At 64.0% G+C, this 19,957-nt stretch carries 15 protein-coding genes, 1 rRNA gene and 1 pseudogene; 6 read left to right on the top strand and 11 right to left on the bottom strand.

What is annotated here, in order from left to right:
- Positions 1 to 536: 536 nt before the first annotated feature.
- Positions 537 to 2,063, bottom strand: a 16S ribosomal RNA gene (locus AC1DZQ_RS19590).
- A 724-nt stretch (positions 2,064 to 2,787) separates the two neighbouring features.
- On the opposite strand from AC1DZQ_RS19590, the gene AC1DZQ_RS19585 reads away from it, so the two are divergent.
- Both AC1DZQ_RS19585 and AC1DZQ_RS19580 read left to right on the top strand, forming a co-directional pair.
- The gene (locus AC1DZQ_RS19585) at positions 2,788 to 2,970 is read left to right on the top strand and encodes a PspC domain-containing protein (RefSeq protein ID WP_476965063.1); all 183 of its coding nucleotides are present in this window, start codon (positions 2,788 to 2,790) and stop codon (positions 2,968 to 2,970) included.
- A gap of 75 nt (positions 2,971 to 3,045) precedes the next feature.
- Complete coding sequence (locus tag AC1DZQ_RS19580; protein ID WP_476965062.1) at positions 3,046 to 3,351, top strand: DUF1905 domain-containing protein; 306 nt, start codon at positions 3,046 to 3,048, stop codon at positions 3,349 to 3,351.
- A gap of 38 nt (positions 3,352 to 3,389) precedes the next feature.
- On the opposite strand, the gene AC1DZQ_RS19575 is transcribed toward AC1DZQ_RS19580, so the two are convergent.
- From AC1DZQ_RS19575 to AC1DZQ_RS19565, 3 genes are all read right to left on the bottom strand, one after another.
- A complete protein-coding gene (locus AC1DZQ_RS19575) occupies positions 3,390 to 3,857 on the bottom strand; it encodes a hypothetical protein (RefSeq protein ID WP_476965061.1) in 468 nt (155 codons plus the stop codon).
- Between the two features lie 274 nt (positions 3,858 to 4,131).
- The gene (locus tag AC1DZQ_RS19570; RefSeq protein ID WP_476965060.1) at positions 4,132 to 4,590 is read right to left on the bottom strand and encodes a hypothetical protein; all 459 of its coding nucleotides are present in this window, start codon (positions 4,588 to 4,590) and stop codon (positions 4,132 to 4,134) included.
- 485 nt (positions 4,591 to 5,075) lie between these two features.
- Positions 5,076 to 5,252: a hypothetical protein gene (locus tag AC1DZQ_RS19565; protein WP_364747894.1), complete on the bottom strand. Its 177-nt coding sequence runs from the start codon at positions 5,250 to 5,252 to the stop codon at positions 5,076 to 5,078.
- Positions 5,253 to 5,571: 319 nt separating this feature from the next.
- On the opposite strand from AC1DZQ_RS19565, the gene AC1DZQ_RS19560 reads away from it, so the two are divergent.
- Positions 5,572 to 7,407, top strand: coding sequence for an AfsR/SARP family transcriptional regulator (locus tag AC1DZQ_RS19560; RefSeq protein ID WP_476965059.1), 1,836 nt, complete (start codon positions 5,572 to 5,574; stop codon positions 7,405 to 7,407).
- A 157-nt stretch (positions 7,408 to 7,564) separates the two neighbouring features.
- Here AC1DZQ_RS19560 and AC1DZQ_RS19555 read toward each other — a convergent pair whose 3' ends face one another.
- From AC1DZQ_RS19555 to AC1DZQ_RS19545, 3 genes are all read right to left on the bottom strand, one after another.
- Positions 7,565 to 7,768 (bottom strand): cold-shock protein, encoded by a 204-nt coding sequence (locus tag AC1DZQ_RS19555; protein ID WP_011690916.1) that lies wholly within the window; start codon positions 7,766 to 7,768, stop codon positions 7,565 to 7,567.
- A 201-nt stretch (positions 7,769 to 7,969) separates the two neighbouring features.
- Positions 7,970 to 9,853 carry an O-antigen ligase family protein gene (locus AC1DZQ_RS19550; protein WP_476965058.1) on the bottom strand — a complete coding sequence of 628 codons (1,884 nt, stop codon included), beginning with the start codon at positions 9,851 to 9,853 and terminating at the stop codon, positions 7,970 to 7,972.
- A gap of 76 nt (positions 9,854 to 9,929) precedes the next feature.
- Positions 9,930 to 13,832 carry a carboxypeptidase regulatory-like domain-containing protein gene (locus tag AC1DZQ_RS19545; RefSeq protein ID WP_476965057.1) on the bottom strand — a complete coding sequence of 1,301 codons (3,903 nt, stop codon included), beginning with the start codon at positions 13,830 to 13,832 and terminating at the stop codon, positions 9,930 to 9,932.
- 368 nt (positions 13,833 to 14,200) lie between these two features.
- On the opposite strand from AC1DZQ_RS19545, the gene AC1DZQ_RS19540 reads away from it, so the two are divergent.
- On the top strand, positions 14,201 to 14,593 hold the full coding sequence (locus tag AC1DZQ_RS19540) for a TfoX/Sxy family protein (protein WP_476965056.1): 393 nt from the start codon (positions 14,201 to 14,203) through the stop codon (positions 14,591 to 14,593).
- Here AC1DZQ_RS19540 and AC1DZQ_RS19535 read toward each other — a convergent pair.
- Entirely contained in the window at positions 14,590 to 15,393 is an 804-nt protein-coding gene (locus AC1DZQ_RS19535) for a hypothetical protein (protein WP_476965055.1), read from the bottom strand. The genes AC1DZQ_RS19540 and AC1DZQ_RS19535 overlap by 4 nt on opposite strands.
- Positions 15,394 to 15,586: 193 nt before the next feature.
- The gene (locus AC1DZQ_RS19530; RefSeq protein ID WP_476965054.1) at positions 15,587 to 16,081 is read right to left on the bottom strand and encodes a hypothetical protein; all 495 of its coding nucleotides are present in this window, start codon (positions 16,079 to 16,081) and stop codon (positions 15,587 to 15,589) included.
- A 538-nt stretch (positions 16,082 to 16,619) separates the two neighbouring features.
- Here AC1DZQ_RS19530 and AC1DZQ_RS19525 point away from each other — a divergent pair.
- On the top strand, positions 16,620 to 17,906 hold the full coding sequence (locus tag AC1DZQ_RS19525) for a flavin-containing monooxygenase (protein WP_476965053.1): 1,287 nt from the start codon (positions 16,620 to 16,622) through the stop codon (positions 17,904 to 17,906).
- A 22-nt stretch (positions 17,907 to 17,928) separates the two neighbouring features.
- Here AC1DZQ_RS19525 and AC1DZQ_RS19520 read toward each other — a convergent pair whose 3' ends face one another.
- On the bottom strand, positions 17,929 to 18,696 hold the full coding sequence (locus AC1DZQ_RS19520) for a hypothetical protein (RefSeq protein WP_476965052.1): 768 nt from the start codon (positions 18,694 to 18,696) through the stop codon (positions 17,929 to 17,931).
- A 110-nt stretch (positions 18,697 to 18,806) separates the two neighbouring features.
- On the opposite strand from AC1DZQ_RS19520, the pseudogene AC1DZQ_RS19515 reads away from it, so the two are divergent.
- A pseudogene (locus AC1DZQ_RS19515) lies at positions 18,807 to 19,262 on the top strand (alkaline phosphatase D family protein); the annotation flags it as partial.
- Positions 19,263 to 19,376: 114 nt separating this feature from the next.
- On the opposite strand, the gene AC1DZQ_RS19510 reads toward AC1DZQ_RS19515, so the two are convergent.
- The gene (locus AC1DZQ_RS19510; protein WP_476965051.1) at positions 19,377 to 19,886 is read right to left on the bottom strand and encodes a hypothetical protein; all 510 of its coding nucleotides are present in this window, start codon (positions 19,884 to 19,886) and stop codon (positions 19,377 to 19,379) included.
- Positions 19,887 to 19,957 lie beyond the last annotated feature (71 nt).

Below are 19,957 nucleotides of genomic sequence, written 5' to 3'. Positions count from 1 at the left end.
CTCTTAAAAACTTGACCACAAAAGATCAAGGAGTAATTTTCGAGAGAACCACAGAAACCAACCCCACACCCAAAGGCACAGGATCAGATCCAGGTTCATATTCTTGGAAATTGCTTCTTATAAAAGATGCTCGCGTCCACTATGTAGTTCTCAAACAACAACCCCGTACCACACACCCCACACACACAACCCGCAAGGGGCCGATACATGCATGATTGGTGCAGCCAGGAAACCAGAAACACAAGTCCCACACCCCGCCGGCACCCCCAAAAAGGGAACCCGCAGGCCATGGTCCTGTTGCCTCAGGACCCAACAGTGTGCCAAACACTAAACCGCACGCACCCATCCCCCGCCGTTCCAGGAACCCCTCAAGAGGGGAACCGTACTGGGCAAGGAGAAAGAACCTGCGGCCGCTATTTGTTGATATTCCACCCGTGAGCACCCGCCGCAGAACTTGCGTCTGCGCAACGGGCGTACTCCTGACAACCCCTCCACACCCGCATACACGGGGCAAGGTGGTTGTAGGTGCTCCTTAGAAAGGAGGTGATCCAGCCGCACCTTCCGGTACGGCTACCTTGTTACGACTTAGTCCCAATCGCCAGTCCCACCTTCGACAGCTCCCTCCCACAAGGGGTTAGGCCACCGGCTTCGGGTGTTACCAACTTTCGTGACTTGACGGGCGGTGTGTACAAGGCCCGGGAACGTATTCACCGCAGCGTTGCTGATCTGCGATTACTAGCGACTCCGACTTCATGGGGTCGAGTTGCAGACCCCAATCCGAACTGAGACCGGCTTTTTGGGATTAGCTCCACCTCACAGTATCGCAACCCTTTGTACCGGCCATTGTAGCATGCGTGAAGCCCAAGACATAAGGGGCATGATGATTTGACGTCGTCCCCACCTTCCTCCGAGTTGACCCCGGCAGTCTCCCATGAGTCCCCGCCATTACGCGCTGGCAACATGGAACGAGGGTTGCGCTCGTTGCGGGACTTAACCCAACATCTCACGACACGAGCTGACGACAACCATGCACCACCTGTGAACCGGCCCCAAAGGGGAAGGACTGTTTCCAGCCCGGTCCGGCCCATGTCAAGCCTTGGTAAGGTTCTTCGCGTTGCATCGAATTAATCCGCATGCTCCGCCGCTTGTGCGGGCCCCCGTCAATTCCTTTGAGTTTTAGCCTTGCGGCCGTACTCCCCAGGCGGGGCACTTAATGCGTTAGCTACGGCGCGGAAAACGTGGAATGTCCCCCACACCTAGTGCCCAACGTTTACGGCATGGACTACCAGGGTATCTAATCCTGTTCGCTCCCCATGCTTTCGCTCCTCAGCGTCAGTTAATGCCCAGAGACCTGCCTTCGCCATCGGTGTTCCTCCTGATATCTGCGCATTTCACCGCTACACCAGGAATTCCAGTCTCCCCTACATCACTCTAGTCTGCCCGTACCCACCGCAGATCCGGAGTTGAGCCCCGGACTTTCACGGCAGACGCGACAAACCGCCTACGAGCTCTTTACGCCCAATAATTCCGGATAACGCTTGCGCCCTACGTATTACCGCGGCTGCTGGCACGTAGTTAGCCGGCGCTTCTTCTGCAGGTACCGTCACTTTCGCTTCTTCCCTACTGAAAGAGGTTTACAACCCGAAGGCCGTCATCCCTCACGCGGCGTCGCTGCATCAGGCTTGCGCCCATTGTGCAATATTCCCCACTGCTGCCTCCCGTAGGAGTCTGGGCCGTGTCTCAGTCCCAGTGTGGCCGGTCACCCTCTCAGGCCGGCTACCCGTCGTCGCCTTGGTGAGCCATTACCTCACCAACAAGCTGATAGGCCGCGAGTCCATCCAAAACCACAATAAAGCTTTCCACCCCCCACCATGCGATGAGGAGTCATATCCGGTATTAGACCCAGTTTCCCAGGCTTATCCCAGAGTTAAGGGCAGGTTACTCACGTGTTACTCACCCGTTCGCCACTAATCACCGGTGCAAGCACCGGGTCATCGTTCGACTTGCATGTGTTAAGCACGCCGCCAGCGTTCATCCTGAGCCAGGATCAAACTCTCCGTTGAAGTAAAACAGACACAMCATGCGCCCCCGGGAAAACGGGATGCACACGCTGCACAAAATTTGAAACCAGCTGTAAAAACCAGACCACACCACGGGGTGGCGCAAYCYRGTCAATTCAACCAATTCAATACAATAAATTGGTATCAACAAACTTGGCACACTATTGAGTTCTCAAACAACAGACACACCCGGCACCACCACAACCAACATTCGGTCGAGGATCGCTCCGGAGCAACTTTTCAAACTTACCCGATCTTGGAAGTCTTTGCAAATCCGCATTTCTGCGATTTACATTCTTCCAAGAAGGTCCCCACCGTTATTTAGCGCGCAAATTTGCGAACCGTTTTCAGGCTGTTTATCAGGGGGTCGGTCGCTTTCTTTCCGCATCAGCGGCGGCGACTCGAATTACTTTACACGCCGGGAGGACCCTGCACAAATCCGCCTCCGGAGGGGGTGGCATGGGTCAGGAACCCTGAATTGGCGCGGATTACTGGCCCGGGCGCGCCCCAGCAGGGACGTCCACACGCAAAATGGGGTTTGTGCACCGCGTCACAGTCCGCAACAGTCCCGTCATCGTGCATCCGGCTCCTCAAGATCTTTGGACACCGCGCGACGCCACCCGGTGCTCCAGGCCGGATTCACGGACGAGTACTTGTCACGGCGGGACGGGCAGTTCGGAGGCGTCAGCCTGTTCTCTTGACCGGGCCACACTGCTACGTTGGCTGGATGCAACGATCTCTCGTCAGGCCCAGGAACAGCAAGATCATCGCGGGAGTCTGCGCCGCCCTCGCGGATCGTTTCGGTGTCTCTAGAAGGCTTGTCCGCCTCGGCTTCGTGTTCTTCGGCCTGTTCGGCGTCGGTGAGCTCGTGTACATCGCGTTGTGGATCCTCATCCCCAAAACTCAGTAGGCGAAGGCCAACAGTGCCTGCCCACTGCGCCGGCGTCGACGTCCGGCGGCCCGCACCGCGTGCCACACTAAGAGCGTGACGACGTCGTACGCGTTCCGTGGCGAGCTGTGGCACTACCCCGAGCAAGCCGGCTGGCACTTCATCACGTTGCCGCCGGACCTAGCAGAGCAGCTCAAGGACCAAGCCGCCCCGTTCCGCAAGGGCTTCGGTTCGGTGAAGGTGAGCGCCTGCATCGCCGGGGAGCGGTGGCGGACGTCGCTCTTCCCGGACAGCAAGAGCAACTCGTACCTTCTACCCGTCAAGAAGGCCATCAGGACCGCGGCCGGCATCCGTGCCGGGGATGAGGTGGACGTGGAAGTCGATCTGGAGCTCCCGGGCTGAACACGACGAGGCTCCGGCGTTAGTCCGGTAACGGAAAGTCACCGGGCCGGCGATGCCTCCACGAAGGCCACCTGGGTGGCATATTGCTGATAGAGCTTGACGGCCTCGTCGATTTCGATGTGGCCGAAGTTCAGCGAGACCTGCAGCCCCTCCAGCTGGGCGCTGGCGGTCTCGGCCGCGCTCACACGGTCCGCCACCGAACGGGACGTGGCAAAATTCGTGGCCAGCGCCGCGGCAACAGAACAGATCACCGCCAGCAGACACAGCCCGCGCCACACAACCGAGTCGTCGCTCAGGTTGAAGACGGCCGCCACCGCTTCGGTGAACCCAGTGCCCCCGACGGCGGGACCCGCCGTGAACGCGGCGGCCAGCGCGCTGCCCACGATGCTGATGCCGGCCAGCCGGCTGCGGCGTGGTCGTTCCCGGCCGAGATAGGACTGAAGGTCCCGCCGCTTCTGGTCGATGCGGTTGGACAGCCTTTGCCGCGTATCGGATGTTTCGTCCATGACCTGGTCCCCGGTTCCCTCGCCGATCGTGTCCGCACGCCTGGAAAGTGGGATCCGACTGCCGGCGGTCCGCCGGTTTCGCCGGATTTCCCCCACCAGGGCGGGAGCGCCCCGCCCCGTTGCCGCTCTCCTCCCGAAACGCGCACACGTTTAGGATGCTCCCGCGCCACTACGGGTGTCTAGACACTTGACCGACGACGTCGGTGTTCCCCACCTGCCCGGGCGCCACGGCACCCGGAGCGTCTCGGCCTCCGCTTTCGTTCTTCGGCGCCTTCTACGTCAGCTCCCGCGGCGCGGCGGTCTTGGCCGGTGGCCGCCAGATGCGCTGGCCATCGAGAGAGAGGTCAGCCGGTGGAGCAGTCACATGGGCCGTGATCCCCTGGGAGCGGAGCTCAGCCTCCAGTATGAGCAGCATCCTCTCCGCCATGCCTATAGAGAGTTCGCCTTTGGTGTCAGTGAAAATCATGGGGCCCAGCTCGGTCAGATAGACATCGGAGATGTAGTTTGGCGTGTACTGGGGGTAGTCGCCAGTCATTTCAGCGGGGGTCAGTTCCTTGCCGTTCTGATCCACCGAATAAAAGCGCTCTGCCGCGGCATACAGTGCCTTGGCTGCCTTGTCCTGGTCGTCGGTCTCGACAAGGAACGCGGGTGACGTTTCCCATCCGTCACCTAGTCCTTCCTCGTACCTCTCGCCCTGCTGGTCGAAGATGTCAGGTGCCACGGTTACGCTCACCGCGCTGTTTCCCTTCACGTTGCTGTCGTGGGCGATGGACGGGTTCGGCTGAGGGGTAGGGGCTGAGGGTGCCGCACGCGTGGTGGGCGGAGTGATGGCTAGACCGGGTTGTGTGGGTACAGAGCATCCGGCCAAAGCCAGTCCGAAGGCCACCACTGCTGCCCCACAAAGTTGTCGTCTTGACACGTGCCCTCCCCCGGCGCCTACCAGCCGAGGTCAGTGTAAGCCGCACCCTCCGCGCCGGCATAGAGCCCGTGGCGAAGAGGCCCGCTCGGGGCGCCGCCGAAGCTATCTGTGGGGCTAGTCGGGTTGCCCGCCCGCCCGGACCGCCGACGTCGACGTTCCCCGCCCGCCAAGGCGCCCGACGTCGGCCCTGCCCGCCGCGGCGGTACCGGCGGCTTCCGCCGGCGCCTGACCAAAGAACCGCACGATGGCGCGCGCGACCCCCACTTCCGTTGCCGGAAATGGGGGTCGGGCCAGAACGGTCAGCCCTGGAGAGACCGCATGTATGCGTACGGTTCGCTGGGGAGGTTGCCGGCCTTCCACGGGCGCGTTGACCGAATGGGCGGGGTGTGGCCCCTGCCGTCGCGGACGACCGCAACGACTGTGGCGACGGCTGCGAAGACCAAGAGTCCGGCGAGCAGGATGGCGGCAAATTCCATTTGAGAAGCACCTCGGGCGAGTGATGGAGCGGGTTGTTGGGGGCGGGTATTGAGCTGGTGTTGAGGGCAAGTGCCGGGCTGATCCTTGTGGGAGTTATGCGGTGCGGCGCTGGTCCGGAATCCGGTCCTTTGTGGGGACAAGTCCAGTTTCCGCGCCCACCGTGTGAGCCACCGTGTGAGCTTTTTTCGGCAGGTTTCGCGCCCGAGTCGGCTCAATTCATACACCCGCAACTCCCCCGTCGCTCCCCCGTTGACGCCCACCGGCAGCCCCCACCRTCACCCCCTCCCGCTCCCCCACCAGCGGCGTAGCATGACTCATATGGCCGAGACTTGGATTCGGCTCCTCGGTCCGCCCAGGATCGAGTCCGCTGGCACCGCACCCCGGCAGCCCCGGGGCCGCAAGGCGTGGGCTGTGCTGGCCTACCTCGCGCTTCAACCCGGCGGCACCGGCCGGGCCAGAACAGCGGCGCTCCTGTTCCCCGACGCCGAGGACCCGCTCGGTGCCCTGCGCTGGAACCTCTCCGAGCTGCGGCGGACCCTCGGCGCGGAATCGGTCGGCGGCGACCCGCTGCGGCTCGTGCTGCCGGCCGGGTGGAACTGCGACGTGATGGCGGCCCTGACCCCCGCCGGCGGCGCCGACCCCCGCACCTTCGACGGCGACCTCCTGGAGGGCCTCGCCTTCGCGGACTGCCCGGCATTCGAATCCTGGATGGAGGACCAGCGGCACCGGCTCGAGAACTGCGTGCTGACGCTGCTCTACGAGGCGTCACTCGCCGCGCTGGCGGCCGGAAGGGCGGACGACGCGGTCGACCTCGCCACCCGTGCGCTGCACCTGGACCCCTTCAACGCCGACTGCCACGCCGTGCTGATCAAGGCCCTGGTGTCCCTGGGCGATTACCGGCGGGCGCGGGAGCAGGCCGACAAGTGCCGCGAGCTGTACCGCCGGGAGCTCGGGCTCGGCGTGCCCGCGGAGGTACGCCGGGCGCTGTCAGACGCGGCGCCGCCGGCCGAGCCCGGGCTGCCTGCCAGTGGGGCGGCAGTGCGGTCCTATCTCGATGCCGCCGAGGCGTCGCTCTCGGCAGGGTCGGTGGACCGCGGCCTGGAGCAGTTACGCCTCGCGGCCGAGATCGCCCAGCGGACGGGCGATCATCACCTGCTCGCCGAATCGCTGGTGACGCTGTCCGGGGCGCTGATCCATCAGGCCGGCGGCCGCGGCGCCGAGGTGGCCGATCTCCTGCACCGGGCGCTGAAGTCGGAAGGGTTGGATCCTGAAGGCCTGCAGTCTGAAACACGGAACCCCGGGCGCCCGGCGTCGCGGGTGGCGGCCGCCGCGTACCGCGAGCTGGGGTATCTGTCCGTGCAGCGGGGCATTCCGGACCGCGCGGCAGGCTGGCTGGAGCGGGCGGCCCGGGCGGCGGACGGGTTCGACGATGAACGGTCCAGGATCCTGGCCATCCAGGGCATGGCGGCCTCGGACACCGCGCACTACAGCGAGGCGCTGGCGGCCCTGGCCGAATCGAGCCGGCTTGCCACCGCCACGGGCGGCCGCCGTCTGCTGGCGTTCAGTGAGGCCCTCACCGGTCGGGTGCACCTGCTGCGCGGGGATCTGGAGCCGGCGGCCGAATGCCTGGACCGGGCCCAGGACCTGATCGCGGCCGAGCACTGGACGGCGTTCGAGCCCTTTGTCGCCGGGCTCCGCGGCGAGACGTTCCTCGCCGCTGGCCGGCTGGACGAGGCCGCTCCCCTGATCGACCGCTCGTGGGTGATGGCCGACGTCGCGGGCGACCACTGCTACCTGACCCTGGCTGCCGGAGCCAAGGCGAGGCTCAGCATGGCGCTGGACGACCAGGCCGCGGCCGAGCTGTGGCTGAAGCGCGGGCTCGACACCACCCCCTGGTATCTCTGGTACCGGGCGCGACTGCTGGACACGGCCGCGGAGGTCGCGATCGACGCCGGCTCCCCCGCCGCCGGGGATTACGCCGACCGGCTGGGCACCATGGCCAGCCGGGGCGCATTGCGCGAACTCGTGGTCCGGGCGCACTCGCATCGGGCGGTCCTGGGCGACGCAGCCGCCGCGGAGACCATTCCGTGGCTGGCCAAGGACATCGACAACCCGGCGCTGAACACGTACCTGGAGCGGCGGGGCCAGCTCTGAGTACTGCTTCGAACGCGTGGTGGGCGGACGACGGCGGTGGCGCGCCGCCGTCGTCGTCGTACTTCTCTTGAAAGCACGGGTGGGTTAAACAAAAGCAGGGCCCGTCCGAAGACGGGCCCTGCTCGAAACCTAACGGTCCCGGGTATCTAAAAGGAAATTAGATAGCCTGGATGTTGGTGGCCTGGGGACCCTTGGGGCCCTGCTCGGTTTCGAAGGAGACCTTCTGGTTCTCTTCGAGGGAGCGGAAGCCGGAGGAGTTGATCGCAGAGTAGTGTGCGAAAACGTCCTGTGAGGAGTCATCGGGGGAAATGAAGCCGAAGCCCTTTTCAGCGTTAAACCATTTGACGGTACCAGTAGCCATTATTTTTGTCCTTCGTGAAGGTGGAGGAACTGTCCCGACTTTCGGGTCCTCCTGTTTGGGGTGCTCAAAACCGCTGCTTCAGAAGAACATGGGCTTTCGACCATGCGTACTGCCTGAACTACGAACTGCATAAACACAACAACAGGATCAACCATACAGGACGTTTGGTGGGGTGGATTACCACGCCTCCATTTGGAACGGTTAGCGAAGGCCGAGCGCATCCGCACGTGCCTGCGCCTGCCCTGCCGCTTCGGGGTCTCCCAGCCGGTCGTAGATCCTGGCCAGAATGGTCCAGGGCTCCGCTGAGGCCGGCGCTCGTTCCGCCGCGGCGGCGAGGTCGGCCAGGCTGTCCTGGACGTTGCCGAGGCCGAAGTTGGCGACGCCGCGTTGGAGATAGGCGGCGGATTCGAAGGGGGAACGCTCAATGATGTGGTCGAGTGTGTCCTTGCCTTGTTGAAGGCTTCCACTGTTGATGTAGCCGATGGCGAGGGCGAGGCCTGCCTCGGATGAGCCGGGCGTGCGGTTCAGGGAGATGCGGGCCCATTCGATGGCGTGGTTCGCGGCTATGGGGTCCCCGTCGGCGGCCGGACCGGTGAAGGCCTGTGCCGCCAGCAGCGCGGTATCCGAGTCCCAGGGCCGGAGTCCGTAGGCGCGCTGGAACTGGCTCTCCGCCGTCGTCAGGTCTCCGGCCGCGACGGCGGATGCCGCCTCGGCCATCGGCCATTCGGCGATCGCCGCCGGCACTGCGATGCCCAGGCCCAGGGCTACGAGGAGGCCCGTGGCCACCGCACCGGCCGGGAAGGTCTTCCAGGTCCTGACCGCGGGAGCTGCTTTGGCGGATCGCCGGACCTTTGGCACCGCGGCGGGCGAGGCCGACACCAGTCCCCCGCAGATGAAGGCCGCCACGGGAGTGGTGGCCGGCGAGGTGAACGCGGTGAGGAGCGTCAGACCGTAAGCGGCCACGGCGGCGAGGGCGCCGGTCAGGTTGTCGCGGTCAGCCCCCGGTGCCGTGGTGCGGATGCTTTCACGGGCGCTGCGCAGAATGAGGAAGGCCAGCAGCGCCGCCGCCAGCAGCAGCGGAAGGCCACCCACGGCGGCGGCCTGCAGAAGCCATGAGTGCGGCGAGTCCGGCGGGAACGTGCCGCCCACCCGGACGGCCCACTCCAGGGTGTGGAAGCCCGTGATGGCATCGACAAAACCGTTCGGGCCGACGCCGGTCCAGGGGTGCTCGGCGATGAGCTTCAGGCTCTCGTCCCACAGGAGCCAGCGGCCGTTGACCGTATCGGCGCTGAAGAGCCGCTCCCGCGCGGTTGGAATCACGAAGGCCGCAGCGCCGAGAACGACGAGCGCGGCGCCGCCGGCCGCCGCGGCCCGGGTACGGCCGGGCGTCCGGATTGCGGCCGCTACGAACACAAGGACGACGGCGGCCAGGCCGAGGATCGCGGCGCGGGAACCGGACAGGACCGTGGTCAGGGCCGCCGCCGCCAGACCGATGCGGGCCGGCCAGTCCCGGCCGCGCAGGGCCGGCAGTGCCAGCACGGCGGCCGCCAGGACCCCGATGATTCCCTGGTCCGTCGCGTTGCCCAGGGTGGCCCCGGGGCGCAGATCCGCGGCCCCGCCCAAGGGCCGTAAGCCTGCTGCCTCGAAAGCACTGATAAAGCTCACGATCACCACCGCCGGGGTGAGCGCGGTGCGGAAAATGGCCCAATTCCGGGCTCTGCCGGGCCCGCCGAGGATCTTGGCACCCAAAACAAAGAGGCCGAAGTAGAGCGCGATGACAAGTGCGCCTTCAAACCGTGGCCAGCGTCCCAGGAAGCTGGCCAGCGGGTTGGCGGAGAACGCTGCAGCAATGGCCAGCACAATGGCGGCGGCCCAAAACGCCCGCCGGATGCCCTGCGGCAGCCGGCCTCCGGCGTGGGCAAGGGCTCCGATTCCAACTGCGGCGAGGAGCCAGACCACCTTGATCCAGGTGAACCGGAACAGCCCGCCCGGCTGAAAGACCAGGAGCGAGCAGGCCACCATCCACACACAGGCCCGGGGAGCGAAGACCCGTGCCCTTTCCAACGTTTGGCTTGGGAAGGGCACGGGTCTCCTTGGGGATCTTGCTTTGTGTAGTGGTAGTGAGGCGGTCTGGTACGGCGGCCTGCCGTGCCTGGATGGCCTAGACTGCGGTCACGATTTTCGTGGCCACACTGGTCTTGGCCGCCGTTGCGTAGCCGGCCTTGGAGCCGGTCACCGTGACCGTGATCGTCTTGCCCACATCACCGGATGTCAGGACATACGTCGCGGCGGTCGCCCCCGAGATGTTCGCCCCGGACCGCTTCCACCGGTACGTCAAGGTAACCGGCGCCGGACCCCACACGCCCGGAACCGCCGACAGCTTCTGCCCGCTCACGGTTCGGCCCGTGACCGTCGGAACCGGCACGGCCGTCAACGCCAAGGGCGCGGTGACGGCCTTCGTGGTCGCGCTGGTCTTCCCTGTTGTCGCGTAGCCGGCCTTGGACCCGGTCACCGTGACCGTGATCGTCTTGCCCACATCACCGGACGTCAGGACATACGTGCCCGCGGTCGCCCCGGAGATGTTCACCCCGGACCGCTTCCACTGGTAGGCCAGGGCGACCGGCGCCGGACCCCACGTGCCGGGAACCGCCGTCAGCTTCTGCCCGCTCACGGTGCGGCCCGTGACCGTCGGAACCGGCGAAGCCGTCAACGCCAGGGGTGCCGTGACGGCCTTCGTGGCCACACTGGTCTTCGCCGTTGTCGCGTAGCCGGCTTTGGCCCCTGTCACCGTGACCGTGATCGTCTTGCCGAGATCACCAGAGGTCAGGACATACGTCGCCGCGGTCGCCCCGGAGATGGTCACCCCGGACCGCTTCCACTGGTACCCCAGGGCAACAGGTGCCGGACCCCACGTGCCGGGAACCGCCGTCAGCTTCTGCCCGCTCACGGTATTGCCCGTGACCGTCGGAACCGGGGCGGCCGTCAAGGCCAACGGCGCCGTGACGGCCCTCGTGGCCGCGCTGGTCTTCGCCGTCGTCGCGTAGCCGGCCTTGGAGCCGGTCACCGTGACGGTGATCGTCTTGCCCACATCACCGGACGTCAGAACGTACGTCGCCGCCGTCGCCCCGGAGATGTTCACCCCCGCGCGCTTCCACTCGTACGCAAGGACAACCGGCGCCGGCCCCCAGGTGCCGGGAACCGCAGTCAGCTTCTGACCGGACACCGGAAGTCCAGTGACCGTCGGAACCGGCGCAGCAGTCAACGCCGAGGGTGCTGTGCCGAAGGACAGCGTACCGATGTCCGTGGTATGGCCGACAGCCGCCGCCACCGGCGTTGCGCTGGCCTCGGTGCGGACGTTTCCTGAGTAGATCTTCGATCCGTCAGCACCAGACTGCGCGGTGACAATGTACTTCCCGGTGCTGAGGCCCGGAATGCTGAACCTTCCGCTGGCGTCTGTGTCCCCAATACGGGTGGTGAGACCTCCGTCGCGGGTGTACGCCTGCACTCCCGTGTTGGGCAAAGGCTTACCTGCCTTGTCCGTAAGTGTCCCGGTGATTCGACCGCCTGCGACAAGTGCGGCGTTGATATTCGCCACATTCTGGCTTGCGCCGACAGCCAGCGTCTGCGCTGCGCTCACGCCGGCGGATTCAGGTTTGTTGTTGTAGAACTGCGCCTCGGCCAGAGAGGAGCCGCTGGCTCGGTTGAAGGCGACCTTGTAGGACCCAGCCGCGAGACCGCCGATGCTGTATGTTCCGTCAGCGTTGGCCGAAGTGTGCTTGACGACCGTTCCCGAGGAATTCAGGACGCTGACGGGGGTGCCGGTGCCGCCTCCGCCGGTGATCTTGCCACTGACGGTGGAGCCTCTGACAAGGACAGGATTGATGCCGGTCAGATCCTGCCCTGCACTCATTGCCAAGGTTCGGGCTGAATCGAAGGAGGTCGCCTTGTCGAACCACTGGTCGGCTGCGTCCGTGTTCCAGCCAGAAATGAACAACTTGTAGGATCCGACAGCCAATCCAACTACACGGTAGGTGCCGTCTGGGCGGACATCGGCGCGGGCGACCATGGTCGTCGAGGAGCCGGCCGCATACACTTGAACGGTCGTCGCCGCGACCGTGACGCCGTGCGTTATTGACTTCCGGAGGTCGACGCCGAGAGGGGCGATGACCTGTCCACTGATGGTTGCGCCTTTGGCCAGGGTGGCGCTGATGCCCGCCAGGTCCTGGCCCGTAGTCACGGCCACCGTTGTGGCCGCTTCAAACGAAGCTCCGCTTTTATACCACTGGTCAACTGCGCCACTGTCTTTTCCCTGAAAGAACAGCTTGTATGACCCTGCCGGCAAGCCGTTGACTTTGTAGGTGCCGTCTGATGACACCCAGGCGTAGCCGTAGTCCAGGTTCTGCGAGGCTGCCGGCGACACCCTGACAAGGATGCTCGACGGATTCATGCCTGCCGGGGCGGTGACTTTGCCGCTGATCGTGGCGCCCTTGACCAAGGTGGCGTTAATGCCGGTGAGGTCCTGGCCGGCGGTCACTGTAACGGCCGTGGCTTTGTAGGGCGAGTCTGCGTTCTGGTGCCACAGGTCTACGGCTCCGGTGTCATAGCCAGAGAAATGGAGCCGATAGGATCCCGCCTGAAGGCCGATGATCTTGTAACTGCCGTCCGGTGCCACGCTGGCGGGCTGACCTGCTGGTGTTACTGAGGACGCCAGGAACGGTGTGACGGATACGTTGGCAACATTGACCCCTGCCGGGGCGCTGACTTTTCCGCTGATCGTGGCGCCCTTGACCAAGGTGGCATTAACCCCAGTGACGTCCTGGCCGATGGCTACCGTGACGGCCGTGGCCGCCTCGAAGGAGGCGGCATTTTTATACCACTGAGCGACGGCACCCGTGTTCTGGCCAGAGAACTGGACCTTGTACGATCCCGCAGCAAGGCCGGTGATCTTGTAGCTGCCGTCCGGCGCCAAGCTGGCGTCCTGAGGCATTTGGCCGCCCTGTGCTGCCACAGGCGAGGCGATGACGTAGGCGTTCGATAGATCGACCCCCGCCGGTGCGGTGACTTTTCCGCTGATTGTGGCCGCCTTCACGAGCGTGCTGTTGATGCCGGTGAGGTCCTGGCCAGCCGCGACGGTGACGGCGGCGGCGGTGTCAAAAGAGGCGCCATTCGGGTACCACTGATCATAAGTGCCGGTGTTCCAGCCGGAGAACTCGACTTTGTAGGGTCCCGCCGGCAGGCCGGTGATCTTGTAGCTGCCGTCCGGCGCCACACGGGAAGGTTGGCCTACTTGGTTCCGTGAGGCCGCCGAAGACACGCTGACTGAAACGTTGGAGAGGGTGACGTCTGCCGGTGCGGTGACTTTTCCGCTAATCGAGGCAGCCTTGACCAGGGTGACATTAATTCCGGTGAGGTCTTGTCCAATGGTGACGGTCACGGCTGTGGCAGCGTCAGAGGAGTCTGCGTTTTTGTACCACTGGTCCAATGTGCCGGAAATCGAGCTTGAGAAATGGAGCTTGTAGGACCCCGTCGACAGACCGCCGATTTTGTAAGTGCCGTCCGCGCCCACCCCGGACTGCCCCGCCTGCCACCCCGAGGCGGGCGACGTGGCATAAACAGAAAGGTTGGATGAACTGACGCCGGCCGGAAATGTGACCTTTCCGCTGATGGTGGCGCCCTTGACCAAGGCGGCATTAATGCCGGTGAGGGCCTGCCCCTCGGCGACGGTCACGGCAATTGCAGTGTCATAGGACGCTGCATTCTTGTACCACTGATCCTGGGCGCCGGAATCCCGGCCGGCGAAGCTGATCTTGTAGGATCCCGCCGGGAGGCCGTTGATTTTGTAGCTGCCGTCAGCTCCGACGCTGGACCCGCCCATTTGGCCCTGGAATTCCGCCGACCAGGCGTAAACATGTGTGCCGGCAACGTTGACTCCGGCCGGAGCAGCCACGGTTCCCTGAATGGAAGCCGTTGCCGTATCGGCTGCGGTGGCCGGGACAGTACCCAGCATCATTAGTATCGCCAGCACTGCACTGATAAAGGCAGGCAGGCGGAATCTACTCGTCATTGCGAGCATGTATATCCCCCAAGTTCATGCGTCAGCGAATGCTGAGCAACCAAAGTCTGCTGAGCCAGACTTTGGAAATAGTAACCTGCGATCTGGGAATTGACTATCTGTTGCTCGGACAGGCACTCCGAACTGGGCACAAATGCAAAATGTCGGGATTACTGCGTCCGAATTTGCCGCGACAAAAATGGCCGTCTCATGGAACCCGTATAACGGACCAGGAAGTCGCTGTTCCTGGGTTTGCCCCTCAATCATGCCCGTCGAAAGCTGGCTCGCAACATCTGTGCCGACCGCCTGTACCGTGCCCGGCCGCGGGCATATCCTGCAGGAAGACCAGTCCGTGACCGTCATTTACCGGAGGAAGACCCATGGAAATGCCGAAAGCGTCCGACGCCGACAAGGAACACTTCCGCTCGGTGCTGCCTGATCATCCCGAGGTGGTCATCAAACCCATGTTCGGAAATCTCGGGGCGTTCGTGCACGGCAACATGTTCGCCGGCCTGTTCGGCCCCACCATCGGCGTGAAGCTGGCCGAGGCGGACAAGGAGTTGTTGGAAGGCACCGAGCGGACAGTCCCGTTCGGGCCGTCGGAGCGCCCCATGGGCGGTTACACCGGATTGCCGGAAGTCTGGAACGCCGAGGGCGACGGCGATGAGGCGCGGGCCAAGGCCTGGGTGGAGAAAGCATTCGAGCACGTGGCCGGACAGCCGCCCAAGAAGCCGAAGGTCTCTAAGCCCCGGCCCAAAAAGGTAGAAGGCTAGGGCTGGACAACATTCACGAGTTCTGACCGGCTGCCGGTTTCCAAGTCCTCGGTAAGGGCCAGCGCACCGATCTGGGGGCAGTGATACTTATACTCCCGGGAGCTCTTTTCAAGCGGCGTCCAGTCGTAGACCTTGACGCAGTCGGTGTACGTGCCTGACTTGGTGGAGACGGTCTCGCCGGTAGCGACGGTGTCCCGCATGTCTTCCGCGTGACCAACGTAAGATTCCTGCCTGTAGGAATCGCCGACGCGTTGCTCGGCCTTCATCCAGATGCCGGCTTTTGCCCCGTCTTTTCCATGGCGAAAACTGCCGGAGTGGTTCACCAACATTCCATTCAAGTAGTTGTTCACGTCCTCGCCGAAGTACCAGACGTCGCCGTTTTTGTGTTGCGCCAGGTAATCCCGGGTTTCCTCTACCAGCTGCCCGTTCTTGTACTCCTTATCCAGATAGACCACCGTCTCAACACCCTCTATGGTCATGGTCTCTGGCAGGATTTCGATCTCGATCCTCTCGGTGACTCTTCCTTGCTCGGTGGTCTCGTAAGTCAGTTTTTTGCCGACAGGGAGGGCAAAGTATTTGTTGGTGATTTCAGTGGTGAAATCGGCGGGGTTGATCTGCGGGTTGTACTCCGCGGCCGTACTCCTCTTTGTGTTGTCGAGGACAAATAATGTCGCCCCGCCAACAACCAGCAACAGGACGATCACACCAAAGAAGATTTTGGTTCGTCGGTTCATGACCTTTCCCACTCCTTCTGAGTAGAAATTCCTGTAGAGGATCAGAGCACCGTTTTGCTTGCCCATGGGCCCGGAAGCGCTGGACCATTTCCAGCAGCTGACCGCCTTGGTAAAGGCCCCTGGCAACAGAATGGCTGTTCTCGGCGGCGAGAAAGCTTCCGCCGTAGACGGTCAGCGCGTCGTGTTGGTTCTTACATTGGCCAGCACAAAATATCGCCTGGGCAGCAGTCTTCTCCCGCAGCCCAGGCGATAATTCCGTCTAGCTCAACTCTGCACAAATGTCCCGCTGGGTACCTGATTGCTGCTGGAAAGGCTCGTTCACGGTGAAATTTTTGTCAGTGGTGAATCTGACCAACCCCGTGTACAGGACAGTGGACGGACCGCCAACGTCGACCTTGTCGAACAACAGGACTAGGTTTGCACCCGAAAGCGCCCACGCGATGTCACCCGTTTTGGTGTCCGTGGCAGTCCTGGTGACTGAACCCTTCGTATTGAAAGTTACGGTCTTGCTGGTATCAGCATTCGTCACCGATATCGTCGTCCCGCTGCCAGCAACGATGGTGTAGAGGATGCCGTCCTTGAGTCGCGTCATACGGGTGCCTTGGTTCCCGCCACTTGACTGGATGGTGACGTTAAAGCCTGGGCAGGCAGGAAACCCAGGGTCGGGCGGGGCGGCTAGGACCGATTGTGGAACGGTCAGCGTCATTGCTGCCAACAGCGCCGGGAGCAGCAGACGCCACAAGAATTTCCTCATTTTGGGTTCCTCCATTTGCATGAAATGTGCAAGTTGGGCTGGCGCACAGCCAAAATGTGGGGAGGTGACCGTTCGCCGCACTAAGTCCGGGTCGTGCCCTGTGTACAGCACCGGAACGCGCTGTGTGACGTCGTTGGCCGGGATCCGACCCACGCGCCAGCCTACGTACGCCCCTCGACTAGATGTAAGGGGCCTAAAGACCCGGGTGAAGCGAAGGACTGAACCGCTCCGGGAATCGTGCCGCCGTTTTGTTGGCGGCGTCATCGGTGACGAGCCGATTACTTGTGTATCGTATGTTTGCTCGTATTCCTAGGCGTCTGGTGTCCGAGGAAGGAACGCAGGCGTTGGGTGTCGTGCCAGTGGACCCGCTCGAAGACGCCTATCAACAGTCGTTGGGGGAATACTGGTGGAATTAAAGCGCATCTACTGGGCCGCCACTCCTCCGCGTAGCCATGCGTCGGGCACCTGTACGCAGCGACGCTGCGGGCATATCCTGCCAACAAAGCCAGCCCTGCACCCTGGCTACGGGAGAAGAACCATGGAGACCCCGACGGCCGCCCGACCTGCGGCTCCGCAAAGCGTCAACACCCTCATCATCGGGGCCGGGCAGGCCGGCCTGGCCACGAGCTACTGGCTAAGCCGGGCCGGCGTCGAACAGCAGTTGCTGGAACGGCGCGAAACGCTTGGCGGGGCGTGGCAGGACCGGTGGGACGCGTTTTGCCTGAACACGCCGAACTTCTCGCTCGCGCTGCCAGGCATGCCGTATGACGGCCCCGCCCCGGAAGCATTCATGCTGCGAGATGACCTCATCGGCTATTTCCGGCACTATGCGGAGAACATCGACGCTCCCGTCCGAACGGGTGCGGCTGTCACGCGTATCGCGCCCGCGGAGGGCGGCGGCTTCAACGTTGCCACAACCCAGGGCAGCTGGCGTGCCCGGAACGTGGTGCTCGCTACCGGCGGTTACCAGGAGCCGAAAATCCCCGCACTGTCCGCGCAACTGCCTGGCCACATCCTGCAACTTCACACCGACAGTTACCGCAACCCGGGCCAGCTGCCCGACGGTGCCGTGCTCATCGTTGGCACCGGCCAGTCCGGCGGCCAGATCGCGGAGGAACTGCTCGCCGTCGGCCGCGAAATCCACCTGGCGGTGTCCACGTGCCCGGAAGCACCGCGCCGGTACCGCGGCCAGGACCTCCTCTACTGGATGATGCAGCTTGCACAATTCGGCCCCGACTACGGACTGAACGGCCTCACCGTGGGGCAGCTGCCCTCCCCCGCGGCGAGGTTCGCCTGCAACCCGCTGGTGTCCGGCGCCGACGGCGGCCACGACATCCACCTGCGGGACCTCGGCCGCCGCGGCGTCCGGCTGCACGGCCATTTGGAAGCAGCCGACGACGGCGACCTCGTCTTCAGTGATGACCTTCCGGAACGCCTGGGCCTGGTGGAGGCGGCGTTCTACCAGCGGATGAAGCCGATGTTCGACAGCTATATTGCCGCCACCGGCATGTCAGCACCGGAGCCGGAGCCGCCGCGCAAGGACGACTGGCTTCCTTCGGAGCCGGCGCGGCTGAACCTCGAAGCCGCCAACGTCACCTCGGTCCTCTGGGCCACGGGCTACCGGCTGGACTTCAGCATCTTGGACATCCCGGTGCTGGACGAATGGAACTACCCCCGGCACCACCGCGGCGTCACCGACCACCCGGGCTTGTACGCCGTCGGGCTGCCATGGCTGACCGGGCACGGCTCGTCCATCGTGGCAGGCGTGGGCCGCGATGCCGAGTACATTGCGCAGCACATCGCCGGGAACACCGCCGCCCGGTGACGGCGGCGTGCAAGAGGGGCGGCTACCCCGTGCAAGGCCCGTCGAAGTCCACTGGCGCGGCGAGGCCGGCCGAGCTGAACCACTCCCTCGCCCATGCCTGGACCGAGGGCATCGCGAGTTGCTCGGCAACAAGCTCCGGCGGCCCGTCAAACACCGACTCCCCCTCCTCCAGGAGGTCCCCGGTGCCGGTGCCGGCGAGGAGCCCGAAGAGGGCAGGCTGGTCGAGGAAGGGAAGCTTCCCGCCGTCGTCGTCGGTCAGCACGCCCCAGCGCGAGGTGAACAGCGAATACTCCTCCGGATGTTCCCCGTGGTCCGCCACGAGTGGGCAGGCTTCGCCGTCGAGCTGGATCCGCCGGTAGTTGGGCTCCGTTGCGTCGAGGGCCATCAGCTGGACATCGTCCAGCCACGAAAGCCAGACCGCTGTGCACTCTCCCAGCAGCGGATACGGGGCGGCGGCGATGTAGCCGGCCCGGCTCACGTGGGCGGAGTGGCCAACGGCGATGTTGTGGAGCTGCCCCCGGACCAGCGGCAGGACCGCGCTGACAGGCTGGTGGTAGCTGGCGAATTTCCGCCGCATTACGTCGGCGCTTGAATTCGAGCCGATGGAGACCACCAGAGATCGGGCTTCCAGCGGTGCCGCCCTGGCTTGCGCGAGGGCTTCATCCAGTCCGGCTGAAAGCTCAAGGGGCCGGAATTCATTGCCGTCCATGACACCCGAGGCCACGGGCGGGTCCCACGGATACAGCAGCGGATCGAGATGGCCGGCGCCGCCGGCGCCGCTCAACACCATTGCGTCAGCCGGGTGAAGCCGTCGGCATCCTGCTGGACTAATCAAGGTGGCCCGCTTTCGTGGTCGGTACTCCCAGTGTCCCGCACTTTTGGGGGAACCGGACCTTCGGCGCCCAAGGAGACCGGAACCCGGCCCCCGAGATCGACGACGTTTCCATGGACGGGGGCGGCTACGCAGCGTCGCGCCACCGCATCACGCAGGGCTGGGTGGACGCCAACGTGCGCAACGCCGTGGTCCCAACCGGCGATGTGCACCGCAACTGGGCCAACGACGTCAAAGTGGACTACAACGACCCGGCGCCCGTGGCGGGCTCGGAGCTGGTCTGCGCATCGATCTCGTCCACCGGCAACGGCTCAGGATCCACCAGGGACCCGACCATGGCCTGGAACCCGCACCTGAACTTCTACAACGACAACCGAGGCTACGTGAACACCCGAATTACTAAGGACGCGATGACCGCTGACTTCCGGGTGCTGGACCACGTCACGACGCCGGGGGCTCTGGTGAGCACGAAGGCTTCGTTTGAGATTCGGGACGGGGTTCCGGGGCTTCAGGCACAGGGATAGCAACTCGCGAAAGACACGGCACGACGGCGGGGCGTCCAGCAATTCTGCCGAACGCCCCGCCGCTGTTATTTGCACGCAACGAGTCGAGACGCAGGGTTCGGGGGGATCTGTTAATCACAGTCCCGCGTCAAGAAGCCGCCGCATAATTTCTGATCCGATCGCGATGCGGTCAACCGTGTCGATTCCGTCCATCTGTTTGATCTCGATGATGCCGTCGTGCGACGCACCGAGCTGGCGCCGGAGCGAATCGTACGGCTCCGCGAAATCGTCCCGCGCAGGTCCTGACAGTTCAAACCCTCTGGAGACTGAGCGAATCCCGATGCCGCTGAGCGTGAGCCGCAGCCATCGCGGAATGGTCTCGTGTCCGGTGAACCAAGGGTCATCGACGTCGTCTGGTTTACCGAGATTCCGCCAAATTGCGAGGAGGTAGGGATCCCGGTACCTGCTATTGAGCGTGCTCGTACCACCGCGGAGCATGCACAGCGAGTAGCCCAGCGCTCCGCCTTCTGAGTAGTAGATTCCCGAGCCGCCCTCACGCATGGCCGAGTATTTCACTAAGTAGTACCGCCAGTCGAAATAGAGCTCCGATTCACGCTGGGCAAGCCATTCGGATTGCACTGCCACTAGCGTCGTCTTCAAATCCTCGCCATCATCGATGGCGTCTAGGAGCTTGGCAAGAGCGGAGCGCGTTGCAG

Source organism: Arthrobacter sp. P1_C12_2, from assembly GCF_056406415.1.
Note: the sequence above shows the minus strand (reverse complement) of the source record. Positions and strands in the feature narration are given on the sequence as shown.